Source organism: Stenotrophomonas sp. TEPEL (genome assembly GCF_004348785.1).
In the GTDB taxonomy this organism is placed as follows: domain Bacteria; phylum Pseudomonadota; class Gammaproteobacteria; order Xanthomonadales; family Xanthomonadaceae; genus Stenotrophomonas; species Stenotrophomonas indicatrix.
The window spans coordinates 1554176-1577766 of sequence record NZ_QQXJ01000001.1 but is presented as its reverse complement, the minus strand read 5'-3'; the positions used below and the strand labels follow the sequence as shown (position 1 = coordinate 1577766).

The window sequence follows — 23591 nt, the reverse complement described above, 5'->3', positions numbered from 1 at the left end:
CTGTGATAAGAGCATCATCGTGCTTGCTGAATCAAGCGCGCAAACGCGTTTTTTCGTTCAGCCTGCCAGGTGCAGGGGAGATCGGCTCATGCGTGGGCGAAATCGAATGCAAGCACGTCGGCGATGCGCGGTGTGCGGTGCATCGCCATCAGCAGGCGATCAATGCCAACGGCAACACCGGCACAGGCGGGCATTGCAGGCAGTGCACGCAACAACGCTTCATCCAGCGCGGGCTGTACCTGCCCCCGTGCATGGCGACGCTGCAGGTCATGCTGGAAACGCGCGCGCTGTTCAGCCGCATCGTTCAGTTCGTTATAGCCATTGGCCAGTTCCACCGCGCCCAGGTACAGCTCGAAACGCTCGGCCAGCGGCGGTGTACCGGGGCGGATGCGCGCCAGTGCCGCCTGGCTGGCGGGCCAGTCGTGGACCACGGTCATGACCGTGTCATCGAAGTGCGGTTGGATACGGTGGGTCATCAACAGATCCAGCCAATCATCGCGGGTCAGGCCTACCGGATCGATGCGCACCTCGCCCAGCGCGGCGCGCAGCTCGGCCTCATCGGCGTCGAACGGGTCTACGCCGGCCAGTTGCTGGAACAGTTCGCGATAGCTCAGCACGCGCAGCGTCGCGCTGCGGCCAACCAGCGCCAGTGCCTGCACCACCAGCTCTGCGGTTTCCTGCAGCAATCGATGGTGGTCCCAGCCAACCCGATACCACTCCAGCATGGTGAACTCGGGATTGTGGCGGCCACCGGCTTCGCCATTGCGGAATACCCGGCCGAGCTCATAGCAGTCGCCCACGCCGGCAGCGAGCAGGCGCTTGAGCGGGAACTCCGGCGAGGTGCGCAGCCAGCGTCGGCGTCCGCCCGCATCGACATGGCCGCTGAAATCGGTGTGGAAGCTGTCGATGTTCGGCTCGGTGTTGCCGGCCACGGAAAGGATCGGCGTTTCCACTTCCAGCAGGCCACGCTCGGCGAAGAAGCGGCGCACCAGCGCATTGAGGCTGGCACGCTGTTGCAGGCTGCGCAGCAGTGCCTCGCTCACAGGATGCCCTCCGGCCGCGGATGGTCCAGCGGCAGGGTCAGCAGATCGCGCGTGTCGTCGATGTAGCCACTGGCCAGGTACAGGCGGCGCGCCAGTTCGTTGTGATGGTTGACCTCCAGCCGCAGCCGGCTGACCCCGCGCCCGCGCGCGCGTTGTTCGCAGATGGCCAGCGCCCGCTTGCCACGGCCACGGCCACGCGCGCGGTGGCTGAGGTAGAGCTCGTCGAGCAGCATGAAATGGCCGCCCTGCTCCAAGCTGAAGCCCATCGCGATCACCGCATAGCCAACGACGGCCGCGGCCTCGTCCAGCCACAGCAGCACTTCCCCGTTGCGCGGATCGGCCAGCAGCGCATCGACACCACGGCGCACGCGCGCATCGTCGAATTCGATCTTGTCTTCGGCGTAGAAATCGCGCATCAGCGCGATCAGCAGTTCCTCGTCGGCACGGGTGGCCAGGCGGAAATCCAGCGGAGCGGTCTGCATCAGTGTTCCTTTGCGGTTGCGTGCCGGGTGCCTGCGCACCCGGCCGGTTCATCACTCGTGTTCGGCCAGGTAGGCCAGCAGGCGCTCTTCATCCCACACAGGAACGCCCAGCGATTGCGCCTTGTCCAGCTTTGAACCCGCTTCGGTGCCTGCCACCACGAAACTGGTCTTCTTCGACACGCTGCCGGACACCTTGGCGCCCAGCGCCTCCAGGCGCTCCTTGGCGGTATCGCGATTGAGCTGGGCCAGCGTGCCGGTAAGCACCACCGTCTGTCCGTCCAGCGGACCGGCCACCACTTCGGCCAGGGCCGGCGCAGTGACCAGGATGTGCTTCATTTCCACTTCGGCGGCCAGCAACATCGCGCCATGGCCCTCGCTGTCCAGCCAGTCAGCGACGCCGCGCGCGGTGTCTTCGGGCAGGCCGGCGTTGACGAACTGGCCGTGCTCGGCGTCCAGCACCGCCTGCGCGCTGGGCAGTGCGGCCACCAGCTTCTCCGCGCGCAGGCGGGTAATGCCGGGAATCTCCGCTTCGACCAGCAGCTGGGCAAGGTCCAGCCCCTCGCGCAGCTTCGCACTTGGCGGGTGCACGTCGCTGATGCGCACCTGACCCACCTGCAGCAGCGCGTCGATGGCCTGCTGGTTGCCTTCCTGTTCGAAGAAATGGCCCAGCGAGCGCGCCACTTCGCCACCGATGTCGGGCACGCGCTTGAACAGCGGCCACGGCAGGCGGCGGATCAACGCCAGATCGCCAAACCACTGTGCCAGTGCCTTGGCGGTGCTTTCGCCGACGTGCTCGATGCCCAGTGCGAACAGCAGTCGCTCCAGCGTCGCATCACGGCTGGCGTCGATCGCAGCGATCAGGTTGTCAGCCCACTTGGTCGCGATCTTCTTCGTGTTCCATTCGAAGGCTGCCGGCTGCGCCAATGCCTGCGCGCGCCACCCCGCGTCGTTGCCATCCAGTTTCAACACAGCGTTGAGCACCGCGCCACTGCCTTCTGCCGGCAGGTGCAGTTTCAGGCCGGCCGCGAGCGCGGAAGGATCTTCTGCGTCCAACACCAGCTTCAGGTGCAGCAGCTGGTCGCGGGTGAGGCGGTACAGATCAGCCACGCTCCTGACGATGCCGGCGTCCACCAGGGTTTCGATGTACTTGTCGCCAAGACCGTCGATATCCATCGCCCGTCGCGAGGCGAAGTGGGCGATGGCCTCCTTGCGCTGCGCCGGGCAGGACAGCTCGCCCGAACAACGCCAGGCAGCAGCCCCTTCCTCGCGCACGATCTCCGAGCCGCACACCGGGCAGGTGGTCGGCATCTGCCAGGGCGTGGTGCCGGCGGGACGACGGTCGAGAATGACACTGACCACTTCCGGAATCACATCGCCGGCGCGGCGCACGATCACGCTGTCGCCCACGCGCACATCCAGGCGCGCGATCTGGTCGGCGTTGTGCAGGGTGGCATTGGAGACGATCACACCGGCCACCGCGACCGGCGCAAGGCGCGCCACCGGAGTGGCGGCACCGGTACGGCCGATCTGGATTTCGATGGCCTCCAGCGTAGTGCTCTGTTCCTGCGCAGGGAACTTGTGCGCGATGGCCCAGCGTGGTGCGCGCGACACGAAGCCCATGGCCTGCTGGCCGGCGCGGTCATCGAGCTTGTAGACCACGCCATCAATGTCGAATGCCAGACCGTCGCGACGCTCGCCGATGTCACGGTAGTACGCCAGCAGGCCGTCGCTGCCTTCCACCACCTTGCACAGGTCGCTGACCGGGAAACCCCAGTCGCGCAGCTGCGCCAGCGTGCCCGAGTGCGTATCGGGCAGCTCACCGCCCTGCACTTCACCGGTACCGTAGGTGAAGAAACTGAGCCTGCGCTGCGCGCTGATCTTCGGGTCAAGCTGGCGCAGCGAACCGGCCGCGGCATTGCGCGGATTGGCCAGCACCTTGCCACCGTGCAGGCGCGCGCGCTCGTTGTAGGCCTCGAAGTCGGCGCGGGCCATGTAGACCTCACCGCGCACTTCCAGCACATCCGGCCAGTCCCTGCCTTTCAGGCGCTTGGGAATGTCGCCGATCTCGCGCAGGTTGGCGGTCACGTCCTCACCGGTGCTGCCATCGCCCCGGGTGGCGCCCAGCACGAAATGACCGTCCTCATAACGCAGGCTGATCGCCAGGCCGTCCATCTTCGGTTCGGCGGAAAAACGCAGGGTGCCGCGGCGCAGGCGCTCATCGATGCGGCGCACGAAGTCGGCCACTTCCTCATCGCTGAAGGCGTTGGACAGCGACAGCATCGGTACCGCATGGGTGACTTCGGCGAAGCGGCCGGACGGGCGTGCCCCGACCTGCTGGGTCGGGCTGTCGGCACGGGCGAGCTCCGGATGCTCGCGCTCCAGCGCCTCCAGCTCACGCACCAGACGGTCGTAGTCGACGTCAGGGATCTCCGGCGCATCCAGCTCGTGATAGGCGCGATTGGCCTGGGCGATCTGCCGGCGCAGGTCTTCGGCACGTTCGGCGGGGCTGGGGCTCATCGGAATCCGCGGGTTCTGGGATGGCCGGGAATTCTACCGCGCCTGCGCGCAGCACCTTGTAGAACTGGGCCATGCGGGACTGGCGGCGAGCAACGGTCGCGCATGATTGGAGACGCTGCATACCCCCTTGCCCGCACTGACCACCAGCGCTAGCGTGCGTCGGTCGCCCTTCCGGAACCGCCCCCTGTGACCTTGCCTGCCTCCCGTCGCCACTTCCTGCAGCTGGCCGGTGCCGGTCTCGCCCTCGCCAGCAGCGGCCTGCCCCGGTCGGCCCAGGCACAGCCGGCGACCGTTGCGCCGCCACCCGCCGATGCGGGCGCGGTGCTGCTGAACTTCAACGAATGCCCCTATGGCCCCTCGCCGGCCGCCCAGCAGGCGGCGCGCGACAGCATCGCCAGCTGCGGCCGTTACCGCTTCGCCCTGGCCGGTGAGGTGCGCGACGCATTCATCGCCCAGGCCGGCATTCCCGCCGACCACGTACGCCTGTATCCGGGCTCCAGCGAACCGCTGAACCGTGCGGCGACACTGTGGACCGGCCCGCAGGCGGGCCTGGTGGTGGCCGACCCGACCTTCGAGACGCTGGGCGAGATGGCAGCTGCGCGCGGCGCCCATGTGCAGAAGGTGCCGCTGCGCGGCGATGGCGCGCACGACCTGCGCGCGATGGCGGCCGCCGCGCACGCGCGACCGACCGGCCTGCTGTACGTGTGCAATCCCAACAACCCCACCGGCTCGATCAGCCCGGCCAACGAGCTGGCCTGGCTGCTGGCCAACAAGCCCGCAGGTACCCGGGTGCTGCTGGACGAGGCCTATCTGCAGTACAGCGAACAGCCCAGCCTGATTGCACAGGTGGCCCAGCGCGATGACCTGATCGTGCTGCGCACCTTCTCCAAGCTGTACGGCATGGCCGGCCTGCGTCTTGGCGTAGCTGCAGCGCATCCGGAGCGCCTGCGCGAGCTGGCGAGCCTGGGCGAGAACCCGCTGCCGGTGCCCGCCCTTGCAGCGGCACTGGCCAGCCTGCGCGACCCGCAGTTGATCCCGCAGCGACGTCTGCAGAACGCCAAGGTCCGGCAGGCCACCATCGCCTGGCTGGGCAAGCGTGGCTTTGACTGCCTGCCGACCGAAGCGAACTGCTTCGTGGTGGATGTGCAGCGCGACGGCGCGGCCTTTGCCAAGGCGATGGCGGACAACGGCGTGGTGATCGGCCGCAGCTGGCCGATCTGGCCGCAGCGCGTGCGCGTGACCGTGGGCACCGAGGAAGAGATGGCGCGCTTCCGCAGCGCGTTCGCGAAGGTGGCCGGCGTACCGGCCTGACCCTGTTGGTGGGGGCGAACCTTGGTTCGCCCCATCCACGCATGGCGTGGATCTACTGGTCTGGTGGGTGCCGAACCCTGGTTCGCTGCATCCACGCATGGCGTGGATCTACTGGTCTGGTGGGGGGCGAACCTTGGTTCGCCGCATCCACGCATGGCGTGGATCTACTGCCGTGGGTGCCGACCNTGGGTCGGCACGCCAGGACCTGCCGCGCTTACCAGCGCGGGGTCTTGGTCAGCGGCGGCGCCTGGTGCTGGCGGTCATAGGCGCGCAGCTCATCACGGATGTGGGCGATGCGCTGGCGGCCGAGCGCGTTGCGGCTGTCGTCCAGCACCACGCCATCGAGCAGTTCGGCCATGCGCTGCACGGTCGGCAGCATCTTCTCCCAGGCGTCCAGCGCGGTCAGCGGTGCCGGCAGGGTCAGGAAGAAGGCGATGGCCGGGGTTTCCATGGCGCGGATGTTGCCCATGTCGAAGCTGCCCGGCTTCATGATGCTGGCCATCGAGAAGATCGGGCCCCGCTCGGGATGCCCCTCCACCAGCCGGTGGAAGACATTCATGTGGCCAAACACCAGGCCGGTCTTCTCCGCTGCCACGACGATGTCTTCGCCGCGCAGCTGCTCACCGGCGCGGGCGGCCACGAACAGCGAAACGATCTTGTCGAAATCCTGCGTCGCGCGCTTGCCCAGATCGCTGGCCGCGCCATCGACATCGGGCAGCCCCAGTTCGGCCTGCTCGACCGTCTCGCCCATGCCAGGCTCGACGCGGTCGCCGGCCACAGGCACGCCATCCTCGCCCAGCACCGGCTCGCGACGCTCGCCGTTGGTCGGCTCGGCGCTATCGAGGCGACGGCCCTGGGGCTTCTTTTTCGGGCGGCCAAACAGGAAGATCGCAGCGACCAACAGCAGGCCGGCGGCCAGGATGCCGATGCGCAACAGTGCCGTGTCGGACATTCGTTAGGTTCTCCGGCTAGTTCATTCAGGTAACTAGGATGGCACGTCAGGCCGCGCCCGCCAATCGCGCGGCTTCTTCCAGGTCCACGCTGACCAGGCGGCTGACACCCGGCTCGCGCATCGTCACGCCCGACAACTGGTGCGCCGCTTCCATCGTGGCCTTGTTGTGGCTGACGAACAGGAACTGCACCTTCTCGCTCATTTCCTTGACCATGTTGGCCAGGCGGCCGACGTTGGCTTCATCCAGCGGCGCGTCCACCTCGTCCAGCAGGCAGAACGGTGCCGGGTTGAGCTGGAAGATCGCAAACACCAGCGCCACGGCGGTCATCGCCTTCTCGCCGCCGGACAGCAGCGAGATGCTCGACACGCGCTTGCCCGGGGGACGCGCCATGATGGTCACGCCGGTATCGAGAAGATCTTCGCCGGTCAGCTCCAGGTAGGCGTGGCCGCCACCGAACAGGCGCGGATACAGCGCCTGCACACCGGCGTTGACACGGTCGAAGGTGTCCTTGAAGCGGCCCCGGGTTTCGCGGTCGATCTTGCGGATCGCATCTTCCAGGGTCTCCAGCGCGGTGGTCAGGTCCACGTGCTGGGCATCCAGATACTCCGAGCGCTGTGAGGCTTCGCCATACTCGTGGATCGCGGCCAGGTTGACCGGCTCCAGCCGGCGCATGCGGCCATCGATCTGGTGCACCGCCTGCTCCCAGTCGCCCAGGCGGGCCTCTTCGGGCAGCGCGTTGATCACATCCTGCAGCACGAAACCGGCCTTCTCCACTGCGCCCTGCAGGGTTTCAGCACTGAGTACCAGCGCCTGCTGGTCCAGCTTGCGCTGCGAGATACGCTCGCGCTGGGACAACGCCTGCTCGTCGCGCTGGTGGCGGGTCTGCTCGTAGTTGCGCAGTTCGGCGTCGATGCCATCCAGCAGCGTGCGTGCTTCGGTCAGCACGCGATCAGCACGGACACGCTCTTCCAGCGCGTTCTGGTGCTCGGCCTGCAGCGATTCGACCGGGGTATCGCCTTCGTCCAGCTGCGAATGCAGTTCGCCCAGGCGTGCATCAAGCTGGCCACGCTGGGTGCTCATGCGTTCCAGCGCCTGGCTCAACGACGCCACCTGGGCGCGCTGTGATTCCAGGGTCAGGGCCAACGCGTGCGACCGCTCGCGCACCGCACGGGCGGCGTCGCGGGCCAGATCACGCGCCTCGGTCAACTGACGGCGTTCGCCCTCCAGGCCCTGCCGGTTCGACTCCAGGTCACCCATGCTGTTGACCGCATTCTCCAACCGCGCACGCGCTTCACGCGCCTGCTCGCGATTGATGTCCAGGGTCTCCAGCAACTGGCTGAGCTCGCCTTCGATGCGGTCGATGCGCGTGCGTGCCGCCTCGACCTTGCCCTGCTGGCCCTGCAGCTGGCCGGCCAGTTCGGACACCGCGCGGTGCGCCAGGTACAGCGCACGCTGCGCATCCTCGCGCTGCTGTTCGGCGGCCAACAGGTGCTCGCGGAAACCGGCCAGCTGTTCTTCCAGTTCGGCTTCGCGCGATTGCAGCTGCTCGATCTGCTCGCGCAGTTCGTTGATTTCGCGTTCGCGCAGCAGCGCGCCCTGCTTGGCGGCGCCGGAGCGCGACACGCGCACCCAGCCCTCGCCCAGGCGTTCACCGCCCTGGGTGATGATGGAATCGCCCTCGGGCAGGCTGGCCTGCAGTGCATTGGCTTCGGCAAGGTCACGCGCGCCGTGCAGGCGTGCAAGCAGGCGCCGGATCGGCGCCGGGCCACGCACGCGTGCAGCCAGCGAGGTCGGCGCAACCTTCAGGTCCGCACCGTCATTGGCAACCAGCGCGATGCGGCCTTCGCCCAGCTCGCCCAACGCATCGACCAGGCTGGCCGGGTCGTCGACCAGCACGCCTTCGATCAATTGACCGAGCGCGCTTTCCACTGCGTTTTCCCAACCCGCATCAACATCCAGGCGCTCACCCACGCGCGCGGCCGAATCCAGCCCACGCGACTTCAGCCACGCCACCGCCGCGCCCTGCTCCTGGCCGAGCGCAGCCTGCTGCAGGGTTTCCAGCGAAGACAGGCGCCCGCGCAGGCCATTGACCTGCTTGCGCAGCTCGGCCAGCTCGTTCTGCCCGTTGCGCTGCTGTTCCTGCACGGCGGCGACACCGTGCTTGCGCTCCTCGACCTGCTCGGTCAGCTCATCCAGCGCGGTCTTCTGGGTCTCGTGCTGCAGGTGCAGCTGCTCGAAGACTTCCTCCAGTGCATCCACGTCCAGCCCGGCACGTTCGGCCGCCAGCGCTTCGCGGCGGCGATCAGCATCAAGGATCTGCTTGTCTAGGTAGTCCACGCGGGTGCGCTCGACCTCGCCGGCACGCGAGGCTTCCGAGCTCTGCGAGGTGTGCTGCTCCCAACGCTGCTGCCAATCGGCCAACCGCGCTTCGGCCTCGCGCAGGCCTTCCTGCTTGATCTCGTTTTCTTCCTGCAGCGCTTCCAGCTGCGGGGTGGCCGCATCGACCGCTTCGCGCAGCACCATCAGCTTGGCCTCATCGCCGCTGATGTGCTGGCCCAGTTCGGCCAGTGCCTGGCGGGTTTCATCGCGCGCCTTGTGCAGGCGCTGCGACAGTTCGCGCTGGTGCTGGATCTGCTGTTCGAGGCGGGCCAGCGTGCTGCCCACCTGGTAGACCTCGGCCTGCGCGGCATTGAGCGCGTCGGCAGCCTCCTCGCGGCGCACGCGGGACGTCTCGATCCGCGCCTCAGCGTCGCGCTGGTCGGCAATCAGCTGCTGCAGCTTGGTTTCTTCCTGCGACAGCCCTTCGCGCAGCTTGGACAGGCGACCATCCAGGCCACGGTATTCCAGCGCCTTCCACTCCGCATCCTTGACCCGGCGTTCTTCCTGCAACGCCTGGTACTGCTCGGCCTGCCTGGCCTGCCGCTTGAGGTGCTCGAGCTGCTTGGTGATTTCCTCGCGCAGGTCGCCAAGGCGGTCCAGGTTCTCGCGGGTGTGGCGGATGCGGGTCTCGGTTTCCTTGCGGCGCTCCTTGTACTTGGAGATGCCGGCGGCCTCTTCCAGGTACACGCGCAGGTCTTCCGGGCGCGCCTCGATGATCTGGCTGATCATGCCCTGCTCGATGATCGAGTAGCTGCGCGGGCCCAGGCCGGTGCCGAGGAACAGGTCGGTGATGTCGCGACGGCGGCACTTGGTGCCGTTGAGGTAATAGTTGCTGCTGCCGTCACGGCTGACGGTGCGCTTGACCGAGATCTCGTTGAACGAGGCGTACTCGCCGGAGATCGTGTGGTCGGAGTTGTCGAAGATCAGCTCGACGGTGGCCTGCGAGACCGGCTTGCGGGCATTGGAACCGGAGAAGATCACGTCGGTGAGCGAGTCACCACGCAGGCGGCTGGCCGAACTTTCGCCCATGACCCAACGCACCGCGTCGATGATGTTCGACTTGCCACAGCCATTGGGGCCCACCACGCCGGTCATGTTGGTCGGCAGGTGCAGGGTGGTCGGATCGACGAAGGACTTGAAGCCGGACAGCTTGATCGTGGAAAGACGCATGGCGTGATTGGGTTCCGGGCAAGGGCCTTACGGCCGCCACCATAGTGGATGTCAGGTCAGCCAGCACCTCAAGCCCTTGATTTCAAAAGAATTCAACAAGGCCAAGGGTGACGCAGTGGAATGAGTATAGCGGGGCCAATGTTCCACGGGCGGGATGGCCGTGGGAGAAGGCTCAGCTCACGCCCGCTCGTGCTTCCGGCGTTGCCGGGGGCCGCCCCGGACACCGACCCGGCCGGACGGGCCGCCCCAAAACAAAACGGGCACCCTTGCGGGCGCCCGTTCTGGTGATACCAGGCCTTGCGGCGTGGGATCAGGCCTTTTCGGCTTCAACCACGACCTTGACGGTGGTCTCGACGTCCGCGTGCAGGTGCACCAGGACTTCGTACTCGCCAATGTTGCGGAAGGCGCCTTCGCCCAGGATGACTTCGCTCTTGCTCAGCGCCAGGCCGGCAGCGGTGAAGGCATCGGCGATTTCGCGGGCGCCAACCGAGCCGTACAGCTTGCCTTCGGTCGAAGCGTTGGCGGCGACGGTCACGCTCGCGCCTTCCAGCTTGGCCTTGCGGGCTTCGGCTTCAGCGTGGATGGACTGGGCCTTGGCTTCGTATTCGGCGCGCTTGGCTTCGAACTCGGCCTTGTTGCTCTCGGTGGCCGGAACGGCCTTGCCCTGCGGCACGAGGAAGTTACGGCCGTAGCCCGGCTTCACGTCGACCAGGTCGCCCAGGTTGCCGAGGTTGGTGACTTTCTGCAGGAGGATCAGCTGCATGGTATTGCTCCAGATAAGTTATTCGTTAGCGAGGCGCGGGCCCCGCAACAAAGGCTGTCCGAATAGCTGGCACAGCGGGGGCAGCGCGAAGCTGCCCCGCCGGCATCAGACGTCGTGGTTGTCGGTGTACGGAATCAGGGCCAGGAAGCGAGCGCGCTTGACGGCGGTCGCCAGCTGACGCTGGTACTTCGACTTGGTACCGGTGACGCGGCTCGGCACGATCTTGCCGTTCTCGGTCAGGTACTGGCGCAGGGTGTTGAGATCCTTGTAATCGATCTCCTTGACACCTTCGGCCGTGAACTTGCAGAACTTGCGGCGACGGAAGAACTTGGACATGTCAGTGCTCCTTAGGCGGCCGAAGCGGCGTCGTCGCCGGCATCGTTGTCAGCGGCGGGGGTGGTTTCGCCTTCTTCGTCATCACGACGACGACGCTCACCACGCTCGGGCTTGTCGCCCTTCTCGTCCTTGCTCTTCATGATCAGCGACTGCTCGGTGTCAGCCTCGTCACGCTTGATGACCAGGTTGCGCAGCACGGCGTCGTTGAAGCGGAAGCTCTCGGTCAGTTCGGTCAGCACGGCCTGGTCGACTTCGATGTTCAGCAGCACGTAGTGCGCCTTCACCAGGTTCTGGATCGGGTACGCCAGCTGGCGGCGGCCCCAGTCTTCCAGACGGTGGATGGTGCCGTTGCCGTTCTCGACCAGCGACTTGTAGCGCTCGATCATGGCCGGGACCTGCTCGCTCTGGTCCGGGTGGACCATGAACACGATTTCGTAATGACGACTCATGTTTTTCTACCTTTCGGATGTGGCCTTGCGGCCGGACAGCCCCCCGCCGTTGATACCGCGGTGGGGCAAGGGATCCTGCCAGGGAGGCAGGAAGCCGGGCATTATGGCGCAGATGGGGGGACTGGGCAACTGGGGCGCCTGAACCGGGCGCGCTGCACCCGTGCCGACCAAGGTCGGCAACTACCTGAGCGGGTCCGGGACCTGCCGGGCCGGCTCAGGCCTTGTCGGCATCGGTGGTGAAGCTCTCGCCGCAGCCGCACTCGGCGGTGGCATTCGGATTGCTGAACGTGAAGGTCTCGCTCAGGCCGTGCTTGCCGAAGTCGATCACGGTGCCGTCCACCAGGGCCAGGCTCTTGGCGTCGACATAGATCTTCACCCCGTCCTGCTCGAACACGGTGTCGTCGGCGCGCTCGTCGCGGGCCAGGTCGGTGATGTGGCCCCAGCCGGAGCAGCCGGTCCTGGTCACGCCAAAACGCAGGCCCAGCGCGCCGGGGGTCTGGGCGACGAAGCGCTGTACGCGCTCGAAGGCAATTGGGGTCAGGCTGACGGCCATGGGGGATCACTCCAGAGGTACCAGGACATTATAGGGACCGGAGGAGCGCAGAAATGCCTCGCAAGCAGAACGCTGCAACCGGTAAACTCCCGTGTTCACAGATCGAGTCGATCAGCAGAGGATTCAAGTCATGACGGTGGTCAGCGTTGAACATGCGCTTGCCGGGAAAATCCCGGAAGGCGGCGAAGTCACGGTACGCGGATGGGTGCGCACGGTGCGCGGTTCAGCAAATCTGGCCTTCGTGAACGTGACCGACGGCTCCTGCTTCGCGCCGATCCAGGTCGTGGCCGGTGATGCCCTGGTCAACTTCGACGAGATCAAGCGCCTGACCACCGGCTGCTCGCTGGTGGCCACCGGCACCCTGGTGAAATCGCAGGGCAAGGGCCAGTCGTTCGAGATCCAGGCCAGCGCGGTCGAGGTGGTCGGCTGGGTCGAAGACCCGCTCACCTACCCGATCCAGCCCAAGCCGATGACGCCGGAGTTCCTGCGTGAAGTGGCGCACCTGCGCCCGCGCACCAACCTGTTCGGCGCGGTCACCCGCATCCGCAACTGCCTGGCCCAGGCCGTGCACCGCTTCTTCCACGAGAACGGCTTCAACTGGATCAGCACCCCGATCATCACCACCTCCGACGCCGAAGGCGCCGGCCAGATGTTCCGCGTGTCCACCCTGGACATGGTGAACCTGCCGCGTGACGCCCAGGGCGGGATCGACTTCAGCCGCGACTTCTTCGGCAAGGAAACCTTCCTGACCGTGTCCGGCCAGCTGAACGTCGAGGCCTACTGCCTGGCGCTGAGCAAGGTGTACACCTTCGGCCCGACCTTCCGTGCCGAGAACAGCCACACCACCCGCCACCTGGCGGAGTTCTGGATGATCGAGCCGGAAATCGCCTTCGCCGACCTGGCCGAAGACGCACGCCTGGCCGAGGAATTCCTGAAGTACCTGTTCCGCGCGGTGCTCAACGAGCGCGGCGACGACCTGGCCTTCATCGCCGAGCGCGTGGACAAGAACGCGATCACCAAGCTGGAAGACTTCATCAACGCGCCGTTCGAACGCATCGACTACACCGATGCGGTCAGCCTGCTGCAGAAATCCGGAAAGAAGTTCGACTTCCCGGTCGAATGGGGCCTGGACCTGCAGACCGAGCACGAGCGCTGGCTGACCGAGGAACACGTCGGTCGCCCGGTGGTGGTGACCAACTACCCCGAGCACATCAAGGCCTTCTACATGCGCCTGAACGATGACGGCAAGACCGTCGCGGCAATGGACGTGCTGGCCCCGGGCATCGGCGAGATCATCGGTGGCAGCCAGCGCGAAGAGCGCCTGGATGTGCTGGATGCACGCATGGCGCAGTTCGGCCTGGATCGCGAACACTACAGCTGGTACCGCGATTTCCGCCGCTACGGCTCGGTACCGCACGCTGGCTTCGGCCTGGGCTTCGAGCGCCTGGTGGTCTACGTCTGCGGTCTGTCCAACATCCGCGATGCGATCCCCTACCCGCGCGCCCCGGGCAGCGCGGACTTCTAAGCCCACACGCACGACCACGGAGGTACTGCCCCCATGACCCTGTTCTTCGCCCTGTGTTTCGTCGGCGTTGCAGTGGCCGGGTTCAGTGCCTTCGTGATTTTCTGGCCGTTGACCCTGGTGCATGTACGTGATCGCCATCCGGCGCTGGCGCAGCGCTTCGGCAGTGGCGCTTTCCTCAAGCCCGATGCGCTGGGCTGGCTGCTGCGGCGCGAATACCGCACCCAGCCGGACCGCTCGCTGTCCGGGCTGGCGACGCCCGCCTGGGTATCGCTGCTGACCCTGCTGGCCGGACTGGGCATGGCTGCCCTGCTCTGGCTGGCCTCGCTCTGGTAAGACACACATGAACGACCTTTCCCACGTGCGCGACAGCTGGTGGCTGGCCAGCCTCGGCAACACCCTGATCTGGGCACGCCTGCGCATCCGCGAGGCCGGCACCGCCGAAGTGCTGGACAGCGATGGCAATACGCTGAGCTACGACAGCGAAGACACCGCCCGCTCGCAGCTGTTCGATGCCGAGTTCGTCGAGTACGACGGCCTGGATGAAGAAGATGCCCTGGTGCGCGGTTTCTCGCTGCATGAAGTGCAGCCACCGCAGGCAGGCAGCGACGAAGGCCTGCGCGGGCGCATGGTGCAGTCGCTCGGCAGCCGCGCCTGAGGCCAACCGATGTTCACCCCGCGCGCTTTCGCCGAGACCGACCTGCTGTGGCTGGATCGCCTGCTGGCGCGTGATCCGTTCGTCACCGTGCTGACCGCCGGTGGCGATGGCCTGCCGGAACTGACCCGGCTGCCGGTGCTGTACCAGCGCGACGGCGACCACATCCAGCTGCGCGGCCACTGGGCCCGTGCCAACCCGCAGGCACGCCACAGCGGTGCGGCCAAGGTGCTGGTGGAGGGGCCGCATGGCTATGTATCGGCCAGCTGGTACCCGGACAAGGAACCGATGGCACGGGTGCCCACCTGGAACTACGCAGCCGCCGAGCTGCGCGGCCGGTTGCAGCCCTTCGACGATACCGATGCCCTGGCCCAGCTGGTCAGCGATACCGGCGACCACTTCGAAGCCAGCGTCGGCCAGAACTGGCGGTTCGAACCCGAGCGTGACGACCACCGCCGCCAGCTGCGCGGCATCGTCGGCTTCCGCTTCACCGTCGAGCAGGTGCAGCTGACGCTGAAGCTGAGCCAGAACCACCCCGAGGCCAACCAGCAGGCGGTGATGGCCGAACTGCAACGCCTGGACAATCCCCATTCCACCGAACTGGCGCAGTGGATGCGCCGGTATCGCGACGAAGCCGCCGCAGGCAGCTAAGCGCCCTGTTTCCCGCGACGACGCGACCAGAACGGCCGCGCCTTGCCCCCACCCGACGCCAGGGACCCCGAACATGAAAGACATCCACAAGCTGCTGCAGAACAACCGCGACTGGGCTGACCGGATCGAGAAGGAAGATCCGGATTTCTTCCATCAGCTGGCCAAGCAGCAGCATCCGGAATACCTGTGGATCGGCTGTTCCGACTCGCGCGTGCCGGCCAACCAGATCATCGGCATGGCCCCGGGTGAGGTGTTCGTGCATCGCAACGTGGCCAACGTGGTCGCCCATACCGACCTGAACTGCCTGAGCGTGGTGCAGTACGCGGTGGACCAGCTGAAGGTGAAGCACATCCTGATCGTCGGCCACTACGGCTGTGGTGGCGTACACGCATGCCTGCACAACACCCGGGTCGGCCTGGCTGACAACTGGCTGCGCCACGTCGGTGATGTCATGCAGAAACACACCGCCATCCTCGATGCGATCGATACCGATGAACTCAAGCACGCACGCCTGTGCGAACTGAATGTGATCGAGCAGGTCGCCAACCTGTGCCGCTCCACGATCGTGCAGGACGCCTGGGCCCGCGGCCAGAAGCTGATGGTGCACGGCTGGGTGTACAGCCTGAAGGACGGCCGCGTGCGCGAGATGGGCATCGACGTCGGCTCCCAGGAAGACCTGCAGCCGGCCTATGAAAAGGCGCTGTCCTATGTTCCGCGCAAGGGCAAGCGCGACTGATCCCCTGGGGAAGACACCATGCTCGCTTCGCCGATAAACCTGCACGCCTGGATCGAGGAAAACCGGCATCTGCTGAAGCCGCCGGTCGGCAACAAGATGATCGACAACGGCGATTTCATCGTGATGGTGGTCGGCGGGCCGAACAGCCGCACCGATTTCCACTACGACGAAGGCCCGGAGTGGTTCTACCAGCTGGAAGGCGAGATGGTGCTGAAGGTGCAGGAGGATGGCGCGGTGCGCGATATCCCGATCCGTGCCGGCGAAATCTTCCTGCTGCCGGGCAAGGTGCCGCACTCACCGCGGCGCCCGCCCGGTGGCATCGGCCTGGTGGTGGAACGCAAGCGCCTGCCGCATGAACGCGATGGCGTGATCTGGCATTGCGAGCGCTGCAACCACAAGCTGTACGAAGAGTACTTCACGCTGCAGAACATCGAGACCGACCTGCCGAAGGTGTTCGCGCGCTACCAGGCCAGCCTGGAACTGCGCACCTGCAGCGCGTGCGGCCACGTGGATCCGTTGCCTGCGCCAGTGGCGGCCTGACGGCGCTCCGCCCCCCGGTAGATGCCCACCTTGGTGGGCGCTTGCTCGCACGTGCGCCAACCAAGGTTGGCCACTACCGGATCATGCGGCGCTGGCGCTGGGTGCGCAGCTACCGGGTGATGCCCCAGGCGCTACACTGGCAACCCCGTTGCAGCCTGTTGCCCGACCATGTCCGACCTGCTCAGCCGCACCCACGCCATCGCCCTTGATGCCGCCGATCCGCTGCGGCCGCTGCGGCAGGAATTCCTGATTCCGCGCCACGGTGGCGGTGAGCAGACCTACTTCGTCGGCAACTCGCTGGGCCTGCAGCCGCGCGGTGCGCAGGCTGCGGTGCAGGAAGTGATGAAGCAGTGGGGCGAACTGGCGGTGGAAGGCCACTTCACCGGGCCGACACAATGGCTGTCGTACCACCGCCTGGTCACCGCACAGCTGGCGCGCGTGGTCGGCGCGCTGCCCAGCGAAGTGGTGGCAATGAACACGCTGAGCGTGAACCTGCACCTGATGATGGTCAGCTTCTACCGGCCCACGGCAGAACGCCCGGTGATCCTGATGGAAGCCGGTGCGTTCCCGACCGACCGCCATGCGGTGGAGGCACAGATCCGCTTCCATGGCTTCGACCCGGCCGACTGCCTGGTGGAAGTGCAGCCGGATGAAGCCAATGGCACGATCTCGATGGCCGCCATCGAACGCGCGATCGCCGCGCACGGTCCGCGCCTGGCGCTGGTGCTGTGGCCCGGCGTGCAATACCGCAGCGGCCAGGCCTTCGACCTCGATGCGATCACCCGCGCCGCACGCCTGCAGGGTGCGCGCATCGGCTTCGACCTGGCGCACTCGGTCGGCAACCTGCCGCTGCGCCTGCATGACATCGCGCCGGATTTTGCCGTGTGGTGCCACTACAAGTACCTCAACAGCGGTCCCGGCGCAGTAGCCGGTGCCTTCGTGCACGAGCGCCATCATCGCGACACCACGCTGCCGCGCTTTGCCGGCTGGTGGGGCCACGACGAAGCCACCCGCTTCCAGATGGCACCGCAGTTCACGCCGGCGGTCGGTGCCGAGGGCTGGCAGCTGAGCAACCCGCCGATCCTCGGCCTGGCGCCGCTGCGGGCATCGCTGGACCTGTTCGAACGCGCTGGCATGGAATCGCTGCGCAGCAAGTCGCTGGCACTGACCGGCATGCTCGACGCACTGGTACGCGCGCGCCTGCCGCAGGTGCTGGAGATCGTCACCCCGGCCGAGCCGGAGCGCCGCGGCTGCCAGCTGTCGCTGCGGGTGATCGGTGGCCGCGAGCGTGGACGCGCCCTGTTCGAACACCTGCGCGCCATCGGCGTGCTGGGTGACTGGCGCGAACCGGACGTAATCCGCATCTCGCCCACCCCGCTCTACAACCGCTACCTCGACGTGCACCACTTCGTCGAGGAAGTGGAAGCCTGGGCTGGCCTGTAAGCCGCCCTCCCCTACTGCTGGACAGTTCGTTGATCGCACATGCATCCCGCTCGCTGAGCATTGTCGGCGCCGGCCTGGCCGGATCCCTGCTGGCCATCCTGCTGTCACGGCAGGGCTGGCGCATCACCCTGTACGAACGCCGTGGCGATCCGCGCATCGCCGATTACGAAAGCGGCCGTTCGATCAACCTGGCCCTGGCCGAGCGCGGGCGCAACGCGTTGCGCCAGGCCGGCGTGGAAGACGAAGTGATGGCGCGGGCGGTGATGATGCGCGGGCGCATGGTGCATCCGCGCGAGGGCGAGCCGCAGCTGCAGCGTTATGGTCGCGACGACAGCGAAGTGATCTGGTCGATCCATCGCAGCGACCTGAATACCACGCTGCTGGAACTGGCCGAGCAGGCCGGCGCCACCGTGCATTTCCACCGCCGCCTGCACACCGTCGATTTCGATGCCGGCTACGCACGCTTCATCGATGATCGTGACGACAGCCCGCACGATATCCGCTTCGATACGCTGGTGGGTGCCGATGGCGCCGGCTCGGCGCTGCGTGCGGCGATGAACCGGCGCGAACCGCTGGGCGAGGACATTGCCTTCCTCGACCATTCCTACAAGGAACTGGAAATTCCGCCGAGCGACGATGGTGGCTTCCGCATCGAGCGCAATGCCCTGCATATCTGGCCGCGCGGTCACTACATGTGCATCGCCCTGCCCAACCACGAGGGCACCTTCACCGTCACCCTGTTCCTGCCCAACGATGGCGATCCGAGCTTCGCTACGGTCACCACTGGCGCCCAGGCCGAAGCGCTGTTCGCCCGTGAGTTCGCCGATGCCCTGCCGCTGATCCCCAACCTGCGTGCGGACTGGGAGCAGCATCCACCCGGCCTGCTCGGCACTCTCACCCTGCAACGCTGGCACCAGCAGGCACGTGCCGTGCTGATCGGCGATGCCGCGCACGCGATGGTGCCGTTCCACGGCCAAGGCATGAACTGCGCGTTCGAGGACTGTGTGGCGCTGGCCCGCCATCTGATGGAGGCGGACGACCTGCAGAGTGCGTTCGCCGCATTCGAGGCCGAGCGCAAGCCGAACGCGCGTGCGATCCAGCAGATGGCGCTGGAGAACTATCTGGAGATGCGTGACAGGGTGGCCGATCCGGCCTTCCTGCTGCAACGTGAGCTGGAACACGAACTGCAGCGGCGCTGGCCCACGCGTTTCGTCCCGCACTACACGATGGTGACGTTCCTGCACACGCCCTATGCCGAGGCACTGCGCCGCACCGACCTCCAGCGCGCGATGCTGATCGCCGCCACTGCAGGCCACGACACCCTGGACAACATCGATTGGAACGCACTGGAGGCGCAGATCCATGCGCAGCTGCCGGTGCTGGAGGGCGCGCACTGATGGCCGACAGCTTCCTGTTCTACGACCTGGAAACCTTCGGCCAGGATCCGCGTCGCACCCGTATCTCCCAGTACGCGGCAATCCGTACCGACAGCGATCTCAACGAGATCGACGCGCCGGTCAGCTTCTTCGTTCGCCCGGCCGATGATCTGCTGCCCTCGCCGATGGCGACGATGGTCACCGGCATCACGCCGCAGCAGGCGCTGGCCGAAGGCATCAGCGAGGCCGAGGCGTTCGATCGGATCAACGAGCAGCTCTCGCGCCCCGGTACCTGCGCACTGGGCTACAACACCCTGCGCTTCGATGACGAGTTCATCCGCTACGGCCTGTTCCGCAACTTCCACGACCCGTACGAACGCGAGTGGCGCAACGGCAACTCGCGCTGGGACCTGCTGGACATGCTGCGGCTGATGCATGCCATCCGCCCGGACGGCATCCACTGGCCCAAGCGCGAGGACGGCGCCACCTCGTTCAAGCTGGAGCATCTGGCCGAGGCCAACGGCGTGCGCGAGGGCGATGCCCACGAAGCGCTGTCGGACGTGCGCGCGACGATCGGCATGGCGCGCCTGTTCAAGCAGTCGCAGCCGCGCCTGTGGGACTACGCGCTGAAGCTGCGCGACAAGCGTTTCGTCGGCAGCCTGCTCGACATCACCGCATTGAAGCCGGTGCTGCATATCTCGATGCGCTACCCGGCCAGCCGCCTGTGCGCGGCGCCGGTGTTGCCGCTGGCGGTGCATCCGACCATCAACAACCGGGTGATCGTATTCGATCTCGACGGCGACATCGATGACCTGCTGGAACTGCCCGCCGAAGTGATCGCCCAGCGCCTGTACCTGCGCGCCAGCGAACTGCCCGAAGGCGTGGCGCGGGTGCCGTTGAAGGAAGTGCACCTGAACAAGGTGCCGGCGCTGGTGGCCTGGAACCACCTGCGCGCTGATGACCACGCACGACTCGGGCTGGACGTGGCGGCAATCGAAGCCAAGGCCGAACGCCTGCGCGCGTTCGCGCCGCAGTTGGCCGAGAAGGCGCGCCAGGTCTACAACCAGCCGCGCGCGGCGAGCGTTTCCGATGTGGATGCATCGCTGTACGACGGCTTCCTCGGCGCCGGTGACAAGCCGCTGCTGGCATTGGCACGGACCACGCCCGCCGAGCAGCTGGCCGCACTGGAGGGCCGCTTCCGCGATCCGCGCTTGCCGGAACTGCTGTTCCGCTATCGCGCCCGCAATCATCCCGACAGCCTCGCACCGGAAGAACGCGAGCGCTGGAAAGCCTATCGCCGCCAGCGCCTGCTCGGTGAGGAAGGCATGGGCGAACTCAACCTGACCCAGTACCAGCAGCAGCTCGACGCGCTGGCAGCCGAGGCGCCCGACGATGCCCGGCGCGCCGCGCTGCTGCAATCGCTGCGTGACTGGGGCCAGCACCTGCAGGAGGACCTGTGAGCACCTATTTCTCCGATGCCAGTTTCAAGTTCCTGCGCAGCCTGGCGCTGCACAACGACAAGGCCTGGTTCAACGACCATCGCCAGCAGTACGAAGACCACGTGCGGCAGCCGTTCCTGCGCCTGCTGGGCGACCTGCAGCCGGCCCTGGCCGAGGTCAGCGGACACTTCCGCGCAGACACGCGTGGTGTGGGCGGCTCGTTGTTCCGCATCCACCGCGACGCGCGGTTCTCCAACGACAAATCGCCGTACAAGACCTGGCAGGGTGCGCGCCTGTTCCATGAGCGCCGCCGTGAAGTGGCCGCACCCTCGTTCTACGTGCACCTGCAACCCGGCGAGAGCTTCGTCGGCGCCGGGCTGTGGCATCCCGAACCGGAAACCCAGCGCCGCGTCCGCCACTTCATCCTCGACAACCCGGGCAGCTGGAAGGCAGCTGCGCACGCACCGGCGCTGCGCAGGCGTTTCGACTTCGAGCAAACCGAGAAGCTGGTGCGCCCACCGCGCGGCTTCCCGGCCGACTTCGAGTTCATCGATGACCTCAAGCACCGCAACTGGGTGATGTGGCGTTCGCTGGACGATGCCACGATGACCGGCCCGCGCCTGCTGTCCACGCTCGGCAAGGACCTGGCGGCGCTCGGCCCGTTCGTCGACTACCTGTGCGCTGCACTGGATCTGGAGTTCTGACCGGCGCCGGTGGCATCGCTGGGATCACCCGCCGTTCACCACCGGCAACCGTACTTGCGGCAGGCTGTGCACCATGAAGAAGCTCATTGGCATCCTCGTTCTGCTGATCGCTGTGGTGGCCGCCTGGTGGTTCGGCGGCCCCTACCTGACCGTGCATGGCCTGTCCAAGGCCATCGAACAACGGGACACCGCCCGTCTGGAGCGCTACGTGGATTTCCCACGCGTGCGTACCAGCCTGCGCGCCCAGCTCAATGACTATCTGGTGCGCCAGGCCGGCCCCGAGGTGGCTGCCAGTCCCTTCGGTGCCCTGCTGTACGGGCTGGGTGACCAGTTGGGTGGCGCCGCGGTGGACACGATGGTCACCCCCAGCGGCATCGGCGCGATGTTGCAGGGCCACGTGCTGTGGAAGCGCGGCCGCAATGAACTGCAGGACGGCGAGGCCTTGGGTGCAACCGAGCCGGCGCGACCGCTGAAGAACGCCGAACACCACTTCGAAGCCCTGGACCGCTTCGTGGTCGACGTCGATCGCGGCCCCGGCCAGCCACCGTTGAAGGTGGTGCTGGAACCGCAGGGCCTGCGCTGGAAGGTGGTGGACCTGCAGCTGGGGATGTCGGGCAGCCCGTGACGGATCGCCGCTGCGCTCGCCGGGCATGGCCCGGCGCTACCGCCGACCTCCCCAACTGGTAGCGCCGGGCCATGCCCGGTGACGATCAACCTTCGTTGGCGACACCATGCGGCACGTGGCCGGCGGCGACGTGTTCACGCGCACTGTCGATGTTGTGCTGCGAATCGTCAAAGAAGATGTCGGCACCGAACGCCTGCAGGAACGGGCCCTTGTGTCGCCCGCCCAGGAACAGCGCCTCGTCCAGGCGCACGCCCCATTCGCGCAGGGTGCGGATCACCCGCTCATGCGCCGGTGCAGAACGTGCGGTCACCAGCGCCGTGCGGATGGGCGCGCTGTCGCCGGCCGGGAACACTTCCTGCAGCGTGTGCAGCGCAGAGAGGAAGCCGCGGAATGGACCGCCACTGAGTGGCTCGCGTGCACGCTCGCGTTCATGCCGGCCGAAGGCTTCCACGCCCTGCTCGCGCGAAATGCGCTCGCTCTCGTCCCCGAAGATCACCGCATCTCCATCGAAGGCGATCCGCAGCTGCCCGGCCGGGCGGGTGATGTCGATCTGGTCGGCGGCAGCGGCAGCGGTCTCGCCCGGCGGCTTGGGCAGGATGGTGGCCGCTGCGATGCCATGCCGAAGCGCGCTGCGCACCGATTCCGGATTGGCCGACAGGAACAGGTCGGTGCCGAACGGCTTCACGTACGGCCAGGTCGGCTCACCGGCGGTGAAGGTCGCGCGGATGATGCCCAGCCCGTAGTACTGGATGGAATTGAAGATGCGCAGGCCGGTATCGGCCGAGTTGCGTGACAGCAGGATCACTTCCACGCGCGGGTTCTCGGGGCTGGCGCCCTGGTTCAGCGCCAGCAGCTTGCGCACCACCGGGAAGGCCACGCCCGGCCCGAGGATGTCGTCCTCGTGCTGGCGCTGGTACTCGGCGTAGGCGGCCACGCCATCGCTCTCGAACAGCGCATGGCTTTCTTCCAGGTCGAACAGCGCACGCGAGGTCACCGCGACAGTCAGCAAACGGGGGGAGTTGTCGCCCATCGGTGGGGTCCTTCAAGCGGTCGGCAGTGCCGGCCGTCTATTGTCGTCAAAAAACGAACTGTTCGCTCAGGATCCGGTCTTCAAGGTTGTGCTCCGGGTCGAACAGCAGGGTCACCCGGTGCTCGCGCGACTCACGGATCGTCACTTCGACCACATCGCGGGTCTCGTGCGAATCGGCAGTGACGCTGACCGGACGCTTGTAGGGATCGAGCACGCGGAAGCGCACTTCGGTGTCGGCCTTGAGGATGGCACCGCGCCAGCGCCGCGGGCGATACGGGGCCAGCGGCGTCAGGGCGATGGTGTGCGAGCCCAGTGGGAGTACCGGCCCATGTGCGGAGTAGTTGTAGGCGGTGCTTCCGGCCGGGGTGGCCACCAGCACGCCATCGCCGATCAGTTCGCCCACCCGCTCCTGGCCATTGAGGTCGATGCCGATATGCGCCGCCTGCCGGGTCTGGCGCAGCAGCGAGACGTCGTTGTAGGCCAGCGACCCGGTGGTGGTACCCGATTCGGTCAGCGCCACCATTTCCAGCGGGCGCAGGTGGGCGGGCTCGGCACGGGCGATACGCGCATGCACGTCGTCGTCGCCGCGGTACTGGTTCATCAGGAAGCCCACCGTGCCCAGCTTCATCCCGAATACCGGTCTGCCCAGGTGTCCGTGACGATGCAGGGTCTGCAGCATGAAGCCATCGCCGCCCAGCGGGCACAGCACGTCGGCCTGGTCCGGGGCGTGGTCGCCATAGCGCGAGACCATCGCCGCACGGGCCATCTGTGCAGGTTCGGTGGTACTGGCCAGGAAAGCGATGCGGGGGGTGTCGCTCATCGGTGGATCCGGGGGAAGGCTCGGTGGAGAGCATAACCGAGCGCCGCTGCGCTCGCCGGGCATGGCCCGGCGCTACCTGCTCCGCCGTACATCG

At 66.8% G+C, this 23591-nt stretch carries 23 protein-coding genes; 12 read left to right on the top strand and 11 right to left on the bottom strand.

All coding sequences use genetic code 11. The annotated features are described in order from the left end of the window. Window positions 1-86: 86 nt before the first annotated feature. The 3 genes from epmA to ligA are packed head-to-tail and all read right to left on the bottom strand — an operon-like array spanning window position 87 to window position 4048. Entirely contained in the window at window positions 87-1043 is a 957-nt protein-coding gene (epmA, locus tag TEP_RS07040) for an EF-P lysine aminoacylase EpmA (RefSeq protein WP_132824751.1), read from the bottom strand. Further along, entirely contained in the window at window positions 1040-1525 is a 486-nt protein-coding gene (locus TEP_RS07035) for a GNAT family N-acetyltransferase (protein ID WP_025876917.1), read from the bottom strand. Before TEP_RS07035 ends, epmA begins: the two co-directional genes overlap by 4 nt. Window positions 1526-1576: 51 nt before the next feature. Beyond that, entirely contained in the window at window positions 1577-4048 is a 2472-nt protein-coding gene (gene ligA, locus TEP_RS07030; RefSeq protein ID WP_206140258.1) for an NAD-dependent DNA ligase LigA, read from the bottom strand. A gap of 180 nt (window positions 4049-4228) precedes the next feature. Between ligA and TEP_RS07025 the strand changes: the two genes are divergently transcribed. Beyond that, window positions 4229-5353, top strand: a complete 1125-nt coding sequence (locus tag TEP_RS07025; RefSeq protein ID WP_132824749.1) for a pyridoxal phosphate-dependent aminotransferase — start codon at window positions 4229-4231, stop codon at window positions 5351-5353. 214 nt (window positions 5354-5567) lie between these two features. Here TEP_RS07025 and zipA read toward each other — a convergent pair whose 3' ends face one another. From zipA to TEP_RS06995, 6 genes are all read right to left on the bottom strand, one after another. Beyond that, window positions 5568-6305: a cell division protein ZipA gene (gene zipA / locus TEP_RS07020; protein ID WP_132824748.1), complete on the bottom strand. Its 738-nt coding sequence runs from the start codon at window positions 6303-6305 to the stop codon at window positions 5568-5570. 46 nt (window positions 6306-6351) lie between these two features. Beyond that, window positions 6352-9855, bottom strand: coding sequence for a chromosome segregation protein SMC (smc, locus tag TEP_RS07015; RefSeq protein ID WP_132824747.1), 3504 nt, complete (start codon window positions 9853-9855; stop codon window positions 6352-6354). A 310-nt stretch (window positions 9856-10165) separates the two neighbouring features. After that, window positions 10166-10618, bottom strand: coding sequence for a 50S ribosomal protein L9 (gene rplI / locus TEP_RS07010; protein WP_049469063.1), 453 nt, complete (start codon window positions 10616-10618; stop codon window positions 10166-10168). Between the two features lie 105 nt (window positions 10619-10723). Next, the gene (rpsR, locus tag TEP_RS07005) at window positions 10724-10954 is read right to left on the bottom strand and encodes a 30S ribosomal protein S18 (RefSeq protein WP_002804494.1); all 231 of its coding nucleotides are present in this window, start codon (window positions 10952-10954) and stop codon (window positions 10724-10726) included. Between the two features lie 11 nt (window positions 10955-10965). Next, a complete protein-coding gene (gene rpsF, locus TEP_RS07000) occupies window positions 10966-11403 on the bottom strand; it encodes a 30S ribosomal protein S6 (protein WP_025876882.1) in 438 nt (145 codons plus the stop codon). Window positions 11404-11617: 214 nt separating this feature from the next. Beyond that, window positions 11618-11956: an iron-sulfur cluster assembly accessory protein gene (locus TEP_RS06995; RefSeq protein WP_132824746.1), complete on the bottom strand. Its 339-nt coding sequence runs from the start codon at window positions 11954-11956 to the stop codon at window positions 11618-11620. A gap of 130 nt (window positions 11957-12086) precedes the next feature. Here TEP_RS06995 and asnS point away from each other — a divergent pair, with 130 nt between their 5' ends. The 11 genes from asnS (at window position 12087) to TEP_RS06940 (ending at window position 21647) form a co-directional block, all read left to right on the top strand. Further along, window positions 12087-13481 (top strand): asparagine--tRNA ligase, encoded by a 1395-nt coding sequence (gene asnS, locus TEP_RS06990; RefSeq protein WP_132824745.1) that lies wholly within the window; start codon window positions 12087-12089, stop codon window positions 13479-13481. 33 nt (window positions 13482-13514) lie between these two features. Further along, window positions 13515-13814, top strand: a complete 300-nt coding sequence (locus TEP_RS06985) for a hypothetical protein (RefSeq protein WP_006376524.1) — start codon at window positions 13515-13517, stop codon at window positions 13812-13814. A 7-nt stretch (window positions 13815-13821) separates the two neighbouring features. After that, window positions 13822-14136 (top strand): hypothetical protein, encoded by a 315-nt coding sequence (locus tag TEP_RS06980; protein ID WP_025876872.1) that lies wholly within the window; start codon window positions 13822-13824, stop codon window positions 14134-14136. 9 nt (window positions 14137-14145) lie between these two features. After that, a complete protein-coding gene (locus TEP_RS06975) occupies window positions 14146-14784 on the top strand; it encodes an FMN-binding negative transcriptional regulator (RefSeq protein WP_132824744.1) in 639 nt (212 codons plus the stop codon). A 73-nt stretch (window positions 14785-14857) separates the two neighbouring features. Next, the gene (gene can / locus TEP_RS06970) at window positions 14858-15520 is read left to right on the top strand and encodes a carbonate dehydratase (protein WP_093819067.1); all 663 of its coding nucleotides are present in this window, start codon (window positions 14858-14860) and stop codon (window positions 15518-15520) included. Window positions 15521-15538: 18 nt separating this feature from the next. Further along, entirely contained in the window at window positions 15539-16060 is a 522-nt protein-coding gene (locus TEP_RS06965) for a 3-hydroxyanthranilate 3,4-dioxygenase (protein ID WP_132824743.1), read from the top strand. Between the two features lie 168 nt (window positions 16061-16228). Continuing rightward, on the top strand, window positions 16229-17503 hold the full coding sequence (kynU, locus tag TEP_RS06960; protein WP_132824742.1) for a kynureninase: 1275 nt from the start codon (window positions 16229-16231) through the stop codon (window positions 17501-17503). A 29-nt stretch (window positions 17504-17532) separates the two neighbouring features. Next, window positions 17533-18900, top strand: a complete 1368-nt coding sequence (locus TEP_RS06955; RefSeq protein WP_132824741.1) for an NAD(P)/FAD-dependent oxidoreductase — start codon at window positions 17533-17535, stop codon at window positions 18898-18900. Then, window positions 18900-20339, top strand: a complete 1440-nt coding sequence (gene sbcB, locus TEP_RS06950; protein WP_132824740.1) for an exodeoxyribonuclease I — start codon at window positions 18900-18902, stop codon at window positions 20337-20339. Before TEP_RS06955 ends, sbcB begins: the two co-directional genes overlap by 1 nt. Then, window positions 20336-21022 carry a DUF2461 domain-containing protein gene (locus TEP_RS06945; protein WP_132824739.1) on the top strand — a complete coding sequence of 229 codons (687 nt, stop codon included), beginning with the start codon at window positions 20336-20338 and terminating at the stop codon, window positions 21020-21022. The genes sbcB and TEP_RS06945 overlap by 4 nt, the downstream gene beginning before the upstream one ends. A gap of 73 nt (window positions 21023-21095) precedes the next feature. Continuing rightward, complete coding sequence (locus TEP_RS06940; protein WP_132824738.1) at window positions 21096-21647, top strand: DUF2939 domain-containing protein; 552 nt, start codon at window positions 21096-21098, stop codon at window positions 21645-21647. Between the two features lie 85 nt (window positions 21648-21732). Here the strand turns inward: TEP_RS06940 and TEP_RS06935 are convergent, their stop codons facing one another. Beyond that, window positions 21733-22677 carry a 5'-nucleotidase gene (locus tag TEP_RS06935; RefSeq protein ID WP_132824737.1) on the bottom strand — a complete coding sequence of 315 codons (945 nt, stop codon included), beginning with the start codon at window positions 22675-22677 and terminating at the stop codon, window positions 21733-21735. Between the two features lie 46 nt (window positions 22678-22723). Further along, the gene (locus TEP_RS06930) at window positions 22724-23497 is read right to left on the bottom strand and encodes an NAD kinase (RefSeq protein WP_132824736.1); all 774 of its coding nucleotides are present in this window, start codon (window positions 23495-23497) and stop codon (window positions 22724-22726) included. Window positions 23498-23591: the final 94 nt, after the last annotated feature.

Bases quoted from the DNA above. Each gene is read 5' to 3' on its own strand.
- TEP_RS07035 (WP_025876917.1), bottom strand. From the start codon at position 1,525: ATGCAGACCGCTCCGCTGGATTTCCGCCTGGCCACCCGTGCCGACGAG.
- zipA (WP_132824748.1), bottom strand. From the start codon at position 6,305: ATGTCCGACACGGCACTGTTGCGCATCGGCATCCTGGCCGCCGGCCTG.
- smc (WP_132824747.1), bottom strand. From the start codon at position 9,855: ATGCGTCTTTCCACGATCAAGCTGTCCGGCTTCAAGTCCTTCGTCGAT.
- rplI (WP_049469063.1), bottom strand. From the start codon at position 10,618: ATGCAGCTGATCCTCCTGCAGAAAGTCACCAACCTCGGCAACCTGGGC.
- rpsR (WP_002804494.1), bottom strand. From the start codon at position 10,954: ATGTCCAAGTTCTTCCGTCGCCGCAAGTTCTGCAAGTTCACGGCCGAA.
- rpsF (WP_025876882.1), bottom strand. From the start codon at position 11,403: ATGAGTCGTCATTACGAAATCGTGTTCATGGTCCACCCGGACCAGAGC.
- TEP_RS06995 (WP_132824746.1), bottom strand. From the start codon at position 11,956: ATGGCCGTCAGCCTGACCCCAATTGCCTTCGAGCGCGTACAGCGCTTC.
- asnS (WP_132824745.1), top strand. From the start codon at position 12,087: ATGACGGTGGTCAGCGTTGAACATGCGCTTGCCGGGAAAATCCCGGAA.
- TEP_RS06985 (WP_006376524.1), top strand. From the start codon at position 13,515: ATGACCCTGTTCTTCGCCCTGTGTTTCGTCGGCGTTGCAGTGGCCGGG.
- TEP_RS06980 (WP_025876872.1), top strand. From the start codon at position 13,822: ATGAACGACCTTTCCCACGTGCGCGACAGCTGGTGGCTGGCCAGCCTC.
- TEP_RS06975 (WP_132824744.1), top strand. From the start codon at position 14,146: ATGTTCACCCCGCGCGCTTTCGCCGAGACCGACCTGCTGTGGCTGGAT.
- can (WP_093819067.1), top strand. From the start codon at position 14,858: ATGAAAGACATCCACAAGCTGCTGCAGAACAACCGCGACTGGGCTGAC.
- TEP_RS06965 (WP_132824743.1), top strand. From the start codon at position 15,539: ATGCTCGCTTCGCCGATAAACCTGCACGCCTGGATCGAGGAAAACCGG.
- kynU (WP_132824742.1), top strand. From the start codon at position 16,229: ATGTCCGACCTGCTCAGCCGCACCCACGCCATCGCCCTTGATGCCGCC.
- sbcB (WP_132824740.1), top strand. From the start codon at position 18,900: ATGGCCGACAGCTTCCTGTTCTACGACCTGGAAACCTTCGGCCAGGAT.
- TEP_RS06940 (WP_132824738.1), top strand. From the start codon at position 21,096: ATGAAGAAGCTCATTGGCATCCTCGTTCTGCTGATCGCTGTGGTGGCC.
- TEP_RS06935 (WP_132824737.1), bottom strand. From the start codon at position 22,677: ATGGGCGACAACTCCCCCCGTTTGCTGACTGTCGCGGTGACCTCGCGT.
- TEP_RS06930 (WP_132824736.1), bottom strand. From the start codon at position 23,497: ATGAGCGACACCCCCCGCATCGCTTTCCTGGCCAGTACCACCGAACCT.